The 9,800-nt window shown below is 66.3% G+C and carries 13 protein-coding genes and 2 riboswitches; of the genes, 7 read left to right on the top strand and 6 right to left on the bottom strand.

Annotated elements, in window-relative coordinates; genetic code table 11:
• Positions 1 to 8 precede the first annotated feature (8 nt).
• Positions 9 to 123, bottom strand: a riboswitch (SAM riboswitch).
• 217 nt (positions 124 to 340) lie between these two features.
• Together ACFWUP_RS27295 and ACFWUP_RS27290 are read left to right on the top strand one after the other, a co-directional pair.
• The gene (locus tag ACFWUP_RS27295; protein ID WP_379238834.1) at positions 341 to 967 is read left to right on the top strand and encodes an FMN-dependent NADH-azoreductase; all 627 of its coding nucleotides are present in this window, start codon (positions 341 to 343) and stop codon (positions 965 to 967) included.
• On the top strand, positions 945 to 2,132 hold the full coding sequence (locus ACFWUP_RS27290) for an MFS transporter (protein WP_379238833.1): 1,188 nt from the start codon (positions 945 to 947) through the stop codon (positions 2,130 to 2,132). The genes ACFWUP_RS27295 and ACFWUP_RS27290 overlap by 23 nt, the downstream gene beginning before the upstream one ends.
• A gap of 72 nt (positions 2,133 to 2,204) precedes the next feature.
• On the opposite strand, the gene ACFWUP_RS27285 is transcribed toward ACFWUP_RS27290, so the two are convergent.
• A complete protein-coding gene (locus ACFWUP_RS27285) occupies positions 2,205 to 2,813 on the bottom strand; it encodes a PIN domain nuclease (protein WP_379238832.1) in 609 nt (202 codons plus the stop codon).
• A gap of 12 nt (positions 2,814 to 2,825) precedes the next feature.
• On the opposite strand from ACFWUP_RS27285, the gene ACFWUP_RS27280 reads away from it, so the two are divergent.
• On the top strand, positions 2,826 to 2,966 hold the full coding sequence (locus tag ACFWUP_RS27280; RefSeq protein ID WP_379238831.1) for a hypothetical protein: 141 nt from the start codon (positions 2,826 to 2,828) through the stop codon (positions 2,964 to 2,966).
• 62 nt (positions 2,967 to 3,028) lie between these two features.
• On the opposite strand, the gene ACFWUP_RS27275 is transcribed toward ACFWUP_RS27280, so the two are convergent.
• The 3 genes from ACFWUP_RS27275 to ACFWUP_RS27265 are packed head-to-tail and all read right to left on the bottom strand — an operon-like array spanning position 3,029 to position 5,369.
• Entirely contained in the window at positions 3,029 to 3,871 is an 843-nt protein-coding gene (locus ACFWUP_RS27275) for a hypothetical protein (RefSeq protein ID WP_379238830.1), read from the bottom strand.
• On the bottom strand, positions 3,865 to 4,593 hold the full coding sequence (locus ACFWUP_RS27270) for an HAD family hydrolase (RefSeq protein WP_379238829.1): 729 nt from the start codon (positions 4,591 to 4,593) through the stop codon (positions 3,865 to 3,867). The genes ACFWUP_RS27275 and ACFWUP_RS27270 overlap by 7 nt, the downstream gene beginning before the upstream one ends.
• Positions 4,590 to 5,369 carry an AfsA-related hotdog domain-containing protein gene (locus tag ACFWUP_RS27265; protein ID WP_379238828.1) on the bottom strand — a complete coding sequence of 260 codons (780 nt, stop codon included), beginning with the start codon at positions 5,367 to 5,369 and terminating at the stop codon, positions 4,590 to 4,592. Before ACFWUP_RS27265 ends, ACFWUP_RS27270 begins: the two co-directional genes overlap by 4 nt.
• A gap of 13 nt (positions 5,370 to 5,382) precedes the next feature.
• A riboswitch (SAM riboswitch) is annotated at positions 5,383 to 5,495 on the bottom strand.
• 144 nt (positions 5,496 to 5,639) lie between these two features.
• Between ACFWUP_RS27265 and ACFWUP_RS27260 the strand changes: the two genes are divergently transcribed.
• Entirely contained in the window at positions 5,640 to 6,092 is a 453-nt protein-coding gene (locus ACFWUP_RS27260; protein WP_379238827.1) for an SRPBCC family protein, read from the top strand.
• Positions 6,093 to 6,141: 49 nt separating this feature from the next.
• Here the strand turns inward: ACFWUP_RS27260 and ACFWUP_RS27255 are convergent, their stop codons facing one another.
• Positions 6,142 to 6,591, bottom strand: coding sequence for a MarR family winged helix-turn-helix transcriptional regulator (locus ACFWUP_RS27255; protein WP_379238826.1), 450 nt, complete (start codon positions 6,589 to 6,591; stop codon positions 6,142 to 6,144).
• Between the two features lie 114 nt (positions 6,592 to 6,705).
• On the opposite strand from ACFWUP_RS27255, the gene ACFWUP_RS27250 reads away from it, so the two are divergent.
• On the top strand, positions 6,706 to 7,638 hold the full coding sequence (locus ACFWUP_RS27250; protein ID WP_379238825.1) for an SMP-30/gluconolactonase/LRE family protein: 933 nt from the start codon (positions 6,706 to 6,708) through the stop codon (positions 7,636 to 7,638).
• On the opposite strand, the gene ACFWUP_RS27245 is transcribed toward ACFWUP_RS27250, so the two are convergent.
• A complete protein-coding gene (locus ACFWUP_RS27245; RefSeq protein WP_379238824.1) occupies positions 7,625 to 8,404 on the bottom strand; it encodes an alpha/beta fold hydrolase in 780 nt (259 codons plus the stop codon). The two genes, ACFWUP_RS27250 and ACFWUP_RS27245, sit on opposite strands and share 14 nt — an antisense overlap.
• Positions 8,405 to 8,650: 246 nt before the next feature.
• Between ACFWUP_RS27245 and ACFWUP_RS27240 the strand changes: the two genes are divergently transcribed.
• Positions 8,651 to 9,403 carry a DUF6585 family protein gene (locus ACFWUP_RS27240; RefSeq protein ID WP_379238823.1) on the top strand — a complete coding sequence of 251 codons (753 nt, stop codon included), beginning with the start codon at positions 8,651 to 8,653 and terminating at the stop codon, positions 9,401 to 9,403.
• Between the two features lie 48 nt (positions 9,404 to 9,451).
• Complete coding sequence (locus tag ACFWUP_RS27235; RefSeq protein ID WP_379238822.1) at positions 9,452 to 9,739, top strand: suppressor of fused domain protein; 288 nt, start codon at positions 9,452 to 9,454, stop codon at positions 9,737 to 9,739.
• Positions 9,740 to 9,800: the final 61 nt, after the last annotated feature.

The raw sequence follows: 9,800 nt of genomic DNA, 5'->3' as shown, positions 1-9,800 counted from the left end.
CTTCGTGAAGACAGCGCTTGCGATACCCGATCGATATCGCCTGGTCGTCACCCGGGGCACCCCACCGCAAGCGAGGGTTGCCGATCAGCGAGCCGGGGCTCGAACGTGCTGATACTCGTGACCGTGGGCCGAAATCTAGCAGCGGATTCGGGCGTGGCCTTTTCGACTTCGGGGTACTCGATGTGGTTGCGCGGCACTCGGATACGGCGCTAGCTGCGACGATTCGGCGCGGGGTGTTTTGCGATCAGCTCGAGACAAAAACTGCGGCGCGCACTCGACAATCCGCGCAGCGTGCGACAAATCATTGTCGCGGTTCGCCGTGCTCGGTACTTCTTTTCTCATGACCACACTGCTGCACATCAACGCCTCCGCACGCGGCGAACTCAGCCAATCCCGTGCTATCGCAACCACTTTCACCGAAGCGCTCACAGCGAAGGATTCCGACTTGCAGGTCGACACGCTCGACCTGTTCGAAGCCGGACTGCCCGACTTCGGCACCGACGCCGCCGCGGCCAAACTGGCCGTGTTCACCGGCTCCGAACAGACCCCCGAACAGGTCGCCGCCTGGGAACAGGCCCGCACCGTCTTCGACCGGTTCGCCGCCGCCGACCTCTACGTCGTCAACCTCCCGATCTGGAATCACGGCGTGCCCTACATCCTCAAGCAGTACATCGACATCATCACCCAGCCCGGCTGGGCATTCGGCTTCGATCCCGAGGTCGGCTACAGCGGGCTCCTGGAAGGCAAGCGCGCGGTCACGGTGTTCACCAGTGGCGTGCACCAGCCGGGCGTGCCGATCCAGTTCGGCAGCGACTTCGCCACCCCGTTCGTGCACGACTGGTTGCGATTCATCGGCGTGAAGGACGTCGCCGAGATCCGCTTCGCGCCCACCGTGCTCACCGAGGACCCGCAGGTCGGGTTCGCTGCCGCGCAGGAGCGGGCGCGTGAGCTCGCCGGCGACTACTGAAGCGACATGGGCGCCGACGGGGCGGACGGTCGCGACGATCTGTGCCGTCGGGATTCTCGTCGTCGGACAGCTCTACGTGGTGCTGCCGGTGCTCGGCGAGCTGGCCGCGGCGTGGGACACCACCCGCGCCGCGGTGACCTGGACAACCACTGCCTTCGGGCTCGCCTACGGCGCAGGCTTCCTCGTCACCGGCCCGCTGTCGGACCGATGGGGACGCCGCCCGGTGATCGTCGGGGGTCTGGCGGCGACGGCCTTGTCCACCCTTGCGGTGATCGCGGCACCGAGTCTCGGAGCCGGGATCACCGCGCGGGTGGTGCAGGGGTTGACGGCCTCGTTCTTCGCACCGGCCGCGTTCGCCTACCTCGCCGAACGCATCGCGCCGGAGCGCAGGGTCTTTGCCCTGACCTGCCTGACCAGCTCGTTCCTCGGCGCGGGCGTGCTCGCGCAGGTGTTCGCGCAACTCGTCGACGCCGCGTTCGGCTGGCAAGCGGTGTTCGTGGTCGGCGCGGCGGGTTTCGCGATCTCGGCACTGCTGTTGCGGGCGGTACTCGAACCAGGGCGACGCGCCGACTCGACAGCATCGACGGCCTCGGCCTTCACCGCATTCGCCTCCTTGCTGCGCGCGCCACGCCTGGCCCTGCTCTACCTCAGCTGCCTTGCCGTCCTCGGCTCCTTCGTCGGGATCTACACCGGCGTACAACTCGCGCCGCCCGAAGGCGTCGGCACCAGTAGCACCGCCCTACTGGTGTTGCGGGCCAGCGCCATCCCCGCGATGATCGCAATCCCGCTCCTGGCGACCAGACTGGGTGCGATCAACCCGGAACGCCGCCTGATCATCTCTCTGACAACAGCCGGAACCACCGCCGCCATCGCAGCCCTACCCTTCGGTGGAATCTGGCTGGGGACTTGGCTTTTCGTCTTCGTAGCCGCAATAGCAATCGCCGCCCCAGCAGCCGTCCAAGCCATCGCCGCCCGAGCAGGCGAAGCCAGAGGCGCCGCCACCGCCGTCTACACCTTCGCCCTGTTCCTCGGCGCCAGCGCAGGCCCCCAACTGGCCAACCTGGTAGCCGGAAACGGATTCACAGCTGTAGCACTAGCTATCGCAACACTCGGATTCATCGGAGCCGCACTGGCTTTCGCTTCCACAAGGATCCGCACACCCTGACCCACCGATCGGGGCCGGGCCGTCACCTCGGTGGCGCCCCGGCCCGAGAGTTCTGCGTCGCCATCGAAGAGCTCAGGTTCTCGGCAAATCGGTGACCATTCGGACCGGCTGCAGCGTCACTCGGCCGACGGTCAGGTAGTCCGTATCGTCGGCGAGGACGGTCAGGCCAGCGCGCTCGGCGGTTGCGGCGACAATCAGGTCGACCGGACCGGCAGACCGATGTTGTCCGGTGGCGGTGAGCAGTTCTTGCACTTGCGCTGCGCGTTCGTAGGCACGATCATCCATCGGCACCCACCCGAACACACTGCGGAGGAGCCGCTTCTTCTCGATCCGATCGGCTGCCGACCTGGCCGAATAGAGGAATTCGAGTTCGACGATCGGACAGGTCGCGATCACCCCTGCCGTGAGCTCGTCCGCCCAGGCTCGGCGAAGCTTGTCCTGCATGATGCGAAACAGGCCCGACGTGTCGATGAGATACAGGGCAGGAGTCACCGGCGGTAGGCGGACTGCACCGTTCGCCTCATCCCGGCACAGGGATGCCTGCGGCCCGAGGTACGCAAGGCGGTCCTCGACGCCTTCGCGCCACTCGGTGTCGACGGTGAGGGCACCACCGACGGCGACTGGTTCATCGGTGATGGCTCCGACGCTCCGCTGGGCGCCGACACCGCCACGCTCGTCCACATCCAACACGTGGTGGCCGGCGACTCGTCCTTGGCCGAGCTCGTCACGCTCCCCGCGGGCCGCGTGGCCTGGCGCGATCGGACCACCGACCCCTGGACCATCGAGGACTTCGCGTATCCCGACGAATCCGAGGCCGACCAGGCGGCCGGCTGACGTCTCGGATCAGCACGAACGCCCGCACGCCGGTCGGCATGCGGGCGTCGGGCGGATCGGGTTCAGGGATGGGTGCGGAATTCTTCGAAGGTGGGGGTGGGGAGTTTCAGTTGGGCGTGGATGTCGCCGCCCAGGCCGAAGTGGGCTATGGCGCCGCCGTAGTTCTGTTGATAGCTGTGCCAGAGGACGACGACGCTGATGACGCGGTTGGCGCCGGGGGTTTTCGGGTCAGGGAAGGGGTTGGGGAGGGTGGCCTGGTAGGTGGCGGTGCCTTCGGGGGTCGTGATGAAGACGTTGGGGATGCCGAGAGGGCCTGGGCGGGTGGGGTTTTCGGGGTCGAGGTCGTGGGATCGGAGGGACATCACTGTGTAGAGGGAGTCGGGGATCAGGCCGGCGAGTTCGAAGGCGAAGTGGGCGTTGCGGTCGTCGTCGGTGATCGAGACTTCCACTGTGCCGCGGGCTTTCAGCCAGTCGCCGAGGGTGACGGGGGCGGTGAGTTTGCGGCCGTCTTCGGGGCGCAGGTCGGGGATGGGGACTTCGTGGAAGGGGTAGCTGGGGCGGGTGACCGTGGCGGCCGCCGGTAGCTGGTCGGGCGCGAAGACGATGGGATAGTTGTTGGCGGGCAACGGGAGTGGGAGCGTGTGCAGGACCAGGTCGCTGTCTTCGGCCGAGAGTTCTTCCGGCAGTTCATGAATCACCTTGTAGGGCAGACTTTCGCCGAAGGTGGGCAGTGGGGTGTCGGCCGCGACCACGGCTCGGCCCCAGCGCCGGACTACCGAGCCATCGGGACCGGCCTCGTTCAGGAATCCGACGACGATGAAATCGCCTGCCGCATCCACGATTTCACTGGGCGGGTAGAGCGGCCCCTGGGTGGTGGGGGTCAGGTCGTACAGACGCTTCACCATACGGAAGCCACCTTTCGATCATCGGAGAATTCGTTGCCGGTCGCGTCGCCGAGGCGGTCGCTCAGGTGCCGCCAGGTGCCGCTGCGCGCGGCGGCCACCAGTTTCGGGTCGGTGCCGCGGTAGGCGGGGCGGGCCACCAACCAGAGGAACGGCAGGTCGGTGCCGTGATCGCCGTAACCCCAGGTGTCGTTGGCGCTGATGCCGTGCTCGCGCAGGTACTCCACCACCGCCTCCCCCTTGGCCGCGCCGATCATCGGCTCGCGCACCTCGCCGGTGAGCACGCCGTTCGCGTCGACCAGCGGTTCGGTGGCGATGATGTGGTCGGCGCCTACCGCGGCGGCCACGGGTGCGATCGCCGGTGCGAAAGAACCGGACAGCAGTACCGTGCGAACCCCGGAGTCCCGGTGCTCCCGCAGTGCCTGCACCGCATCGGCATAGAACGCGGCACCCTCGGCCGCGAACTCGTCGAACCAGCGTTGACCGGCCGCCACCAGCGCGGCGTACTCGACACCGCGGTAGGTCCGGTAGTACTCCCGGTTGATCTCCTCGCGCGGCGCACCGGCCTCGGCCCTGGCTTTGAGATCGTCGGTGACACGGGCGTATTCGCTGCCGTCGTCACCGTTCTCGGCGAGCCAGAATCGCAGGAAAGTGAACATCGACTTCACCGTGATCAGGGTTTCGTCCACGTCGAAGAACGCAGCCCTCGGGCGCTGACCGCTCACGCAGGCACCCCCAGATGCGCGGTGACCGCTTTGGCCGCCTTCGCCCGTTCGATCTGGGCGATCCGGTCGTTGGGCAGCGCGGTGAACTCGATACGCGAGCCGGCGACGGTCTTGTCGAACTGGCGCACCTCGGTCTCGATGACGAACTGCAGCTTGCCCGGATCGTCGATCGAGATCGGCGTGAGCTGGGCGTGCAGCGTCGCGGGCAGCGGGAACAGGAACGAAGTGAACCGCAGGTCGACGTTGTTCCACACGATGTAGAAGTGCTCCTGCGGCCTGCGCACCCCGTACTCGAGTTCGAACGCGGCAAGGAACAGCTGCCGCACCGCCTCGATCACCACAATGCCCTGCACGTGCTCACCGGTCTGGTGGTCGAGCAGCAGTTCGTTGTCGCTGTCCAGACGCAGATCCGCTTCGAAGGCGTTCTCCTCGATACGCCGCAGCCCCGCCAACAGCACATTGGAGTGCTGGTACTTGTGCACATGGTGCCTGCGCGCAGGCTCGGCGATCTCGCCGACCACCCGGACTCGCGCCTGCGGTGCGTGCACGGCCGCCACGTGCTCCAGGTAGTCGAGATCGTGACGGGTGATGCCCTGGCCCAGGTGAACGGCCAGTTCCTGATCGACGAACCGACCGCTGCGCAACAGCGCCACCAGCCCCGAGACGGTGTGTACCCGCTCGTCCGCGGTGATCCCGAGGAAACGGTCGGCCACCACGACGAACGCGGTCGCCACCGCTTCCGGGGCGCGAGTGGCGTCGAGTTGGACTACAGACATGGATAGACCTCCAGAAAGACGCTTACAGCAGGTGAGTCCCGCCATCCGGTCGTCACCCGGAGCACCCCGCCGCCGCTGGAGGGTTGCCGCCCAGCAAGCCGGGGCTCGATGCTGGAACTCGTGACCGTGCTCCGAAAGGTAAACGGCCGCAATAATTTTGAAAACCTTTCCGACCAGCATGCGAAAAATCCGCCCACGGGCGGAGGTAGGGCGGAAACCAGGTGCCTATGCTGAGCGTGACAGTCCGTCACGTATATCCCGGAGGCACCGTTGCCGAACACTCTCGAAGCCAGCATCGACATCGCCGCATCGCCGGAGAAGGTCTGGTCGGTCCTGTCCGATCTGAGCCGGATGTCCGAGTTCAGCCCGACGACGGTGAAGATGGTCGCGGTCGGCGGCGTGCGCGAAGGCGCGTTCACCGTCAACGTCAACAAGGTCGGCTGGAAGATCTACCCGACCACCTCGCGGATCGTGCGCTTCGAGCCGAACACGGCGTTCGCTTTCCGGATGAACGAGAACCGCACGACCTGGACCTACGAACTCTCCCCCACCGCTACCGGCACGCGCGTCGTCGAGACCCGCACCGTCGATCCCAAGGGCCTGCCCGGCTGGCTGGTCAAGACGATCAAGGTCGCCATGGGCGGCGAGCAGAAGTTCGAAGCCGATCTGATTGCGGGAATGCAGGAGACGCTGAGCAAGGTGAAGGTCGCCGTAGAGAGCTGACCTGAAGTTCTTCAAAGCCCGCCGGAGACCATCCGGCGGGCTTTTTTCGTCACGCCGGGTTGTCGCGGATCTCGTCGAGCGCCTGCGTGCTGCGGGTGAGCAGCTCCCGCAACACCGCCAGCTCGGCTGCGGTGAATTGCTCGGCGAGGGTGCGCTCCACTGCGATCGCGCGCGCGTCGGCGTCGTTCATCACCGCACGACCCTGCTCGGTGAGGCGGGTTTCCAGCACGTTCTTGTGCCACTCGTGGGGGGTGCGATCGACGAGGCCGCGGTCCTGCAGGTTGGTCAGGACAGTGTTCATCGTCGGCGGGGTGACGCCCGCCAGCCTCGCCAAGGCGGCGGCCGAGATGCCGGGGTTCTCCGCGAGGTACATCAGCGCGCTGTACTGCGGGACGGTCAGGCCTGCCGGTTTCAGCGCGGCCGTCTTCGTCGCGATCAGGGCTTGCTCGGCCCGCTTGAGGTACGAGCCGAGCCTCTCGGCGGCGGGCATGGACGTCATGCGTGCATGATATCCGCCCATCAATTCGTAACCCTGTTGACGATCATAACGACTCTAATCTACGTTACTGCCTACTGATTGATGTTTGCCATTACATCACCGAGAGGCTTCACCATGTTGCGAACCGTCACCCTTGCCGCCGCCTGCCTGACCCTCGCCGCGTGCGGGACCTCGCCCGCCGCGCCCACGCTGAGCACGGCGTACGAATTGCCCGGCAACGCCGTGTACCCCGAGGGCATCGGCCTAGACCCGCGCAACGGGGACACCTACGTCGGGTCGTTCGCCGATGGTTCGGTGTATCGCGCGGGTGCAAACGCCGCGCGCGCGGAGGTCTTCCTGCCCGCGGGTGCCGACGGGAGGAAGACGGCGAACGGGGTGAAAGTCGATTCGAATGGTCGACTGTGGGTGATCGATTCCGGTGTGGGAGTGAGTGTTTACGACACCGGCTCGCGGGCGCTGCTCGCGCGATTCGACGTGCCCGGTGCCGCACCACGATTCGTCAACGATCTGGACTTCGGCGCCGACGGGACGGCGTATTTGACCGACAGCGTTCGCAATGTCGTCTACAAAGCCGCGATCGGCAGTAGTGAATTAACTGTCGCCTACGATTTGACCGCGATGGCCGGCGATCCGAAGGCGTTCGCGCTCAACGGCATTGCGGCCGATCGGGACGGACGGTATCTGATCGTCGTCGCGATGTCAGCGGCCGAGCTGTATCGCATCGATCTCGCCGGTGGCGCGGAGCCCATCCGAAAAGTAGCGCTGAGCGGCGGCGATGCTCGCAACGGTGACGGGTTGGAGCTGCGCGACAACACGCTGTGGATCGTCCACAATCTCGACAACACCATCAGCCGCTGGACGCTCACCGACAACGGCGCAACCGCCACCCGCGCAGGCGAATTCCACGATCCCACACTGAGTATTCCTACGACGCTGGTGCATTCGGGCGATCGGGCGCTTGTCGTGTCGTCGCAATTCGACAAGGGCGGGCCGATGGGTCAGGGCGTGCCTGACACCTTCGTGGTCTCGGCGGTCAGCGGGTTCTAGCGATGAATTCGCTGAGCACGGAGACGAATTCGTCCGGCTGCTCCACCTGCGGTGAGTGGCCCGCGTGTTCCACGAGATGGGTTTGCGCACCGGCGGCGGCGAAACGGACGAGGGTTTCGGTGCTGTCGTAGAGGTGGTCGTGGCGGCCGTGGACGACGAGGACGGGTTGAGCGAGGGCTTCGGCGCGGGTATCGAGGGGTGCCGCGGCGAAGTCGTCGGCTCTGGCGCCGACCGCGTAGGCGAGGCCTGCGGGCAGGGTGGCACGGAAGTCGCGGACCAGGGCTTCGGCCAGGCCCGGTGCCGAGTCGTAGCGGAAGCGGGGCGCGAAGCCCGGGCGGCCGCCGAGGCGGATCACCGGGGCCGGCGTCCAACGCTGGGCCAGGCGAACCGCCCACGGGCGGACAACCCACTTCGCGACGGTCGGGATGCGCGCGGCCCGATAGTCGGGAGCCTGGCCGACGACCACCACGCGCGAAACCCGGCTCGACGTGGCGGCGAGTTCCAGGGCGATCTCGGCGCCGAAGGAGTGGCCGACCACCGTCACATCGGTGAGCTCGAGGTCGGCGAACAGGGCGGTGAGCGGGGCGGTGCGGGCGGCGGCGCCGAAGTCGCCGTCGGCGCCCAACTCCTGCATGTCGACCCGGATCACCCGGAATTCGGTCGTCATCCGCTCGGCGACACCCGCGAACCAGTCGACCGAACCCGGAATGCCGTGGATGCACACGATCACGGGTGCGGTGGGCTCGCCTTCGTCAAGAAACCTCACGTCAACGACCCTAGTCAGTTCGAAGAGTTGCCGCCCATACCGTACGACCAAGGCGCTGCGGCGGGATTCTTCGTCGCTTTACCATCGGCAGAACCATTCCGCCCGGTCGCGGCCAGGATTTCCGAACTGTACCGGTGGCAATATTCCGCCCGTTCGCATACGCTTCGCCGCGGATGAAAACGCCTCATGGAGGGACGAGTGATCACTCCGAACAGGCCGGAGGACGTAGCCGAAAGGCGGCACGCAGTGCCGTTGACACAGTTGATACACCTGATGGCGGAGTATCAGCATCTCGGCGCGCACCGTGACACCTTTCTCGCTACCCCCGCCGACGACACCTTCGTACGCGGCTGCGGCATCGTCGCGGGCTGCATCGCCACCATCGGCGTCATCGTGGCCGCGGTCGGCGCGTGGCAGGGCGGTATCGCACTGCTGGTGATCGCCGCCGCGCCCGTGCTGCTCGCGCTGCGCCGCGGGGTGATCAACCGGCAGAACCGCGCCGCCCGCATCGACCTGTTCGACCACGGCGTCACCGTGTACCGCTCGGGGCAGCGGGTGGCCGGATTCCGTTGGGACAGCACCGAAGTGCGTCAGCACGAGATCCCCTTCCACGACACCACCCCCGTCACCTACCTGCTGGAACTGTCGGGCCCCAACGGTGTGCAGGCGACCATCGACGAAGAGGGTTTCGCCCGCGCCCGCGAATGGGCCCGCGCCATCCAATCCGCCGTCACCGCAACCCAACTCCCCGCCGCGGTAGCCGCCATCGACAATGGCGAAACAGTCGCCTTCGGCGACCTCGCCCTTTCCCTCGACGCCCTCACCTACCGCACCCAAGCCCTCCCCTGGGAAGACATCCAACTCATCGACGCCCGCAGCGGCCACATCCGCATCAAACTCGCCGGCGTCTGGATGTCCCTCGGCCCCGTCAGCACCATCCCCAACTTCTACATCTTCAACGAACTGGCTGAGAGGCTGCGACTCACGCCGGTGGGGTAGACCTGGTGTAATCCCTTGTACATCAACCACATTCACTAAGATCAGCCCGTGGATGATCCGTCCGGCCTCATGGCTATCGAAAACGCGCTACAGCCGATATACGGCGATACCGAAGGTCAGCAATGGGGGACACTGATCTCCTGGACGCTGGGTGGCCCCGACCCGCTGGATCCGGTCAGGGTGTACCCGCGAGCCGACCCCGTGCCGCACTGGCATTACATAAGTTTCGGGATGACCGAGCTCGACGAAAAGGAATCCGAGAACCCCGAGGAGTCCGGCTGGGGCTTCGAATTCACGTTCCGGCTCACTAGGGCACCATCCTTTCCGCAGCCCTAACAGTTAGGGTTGTGACCTCTCGGTCTCGGCGGGTGCATGGCCTGTAGCGCGAGCCACTCGA

Origin of the sequence: Nocardia sp. NPDC058658, assembly GCF_042716665.1 — a bacterium.
Classification (GTDB): Bacteria; Actinomycetota; Actinomycetes; order Mycobacteriales; family Mycobacteriaceae; genus Nocardia.
This window is presented reverse-complemented; position numbering and strand designations above follow the sequence as displayed.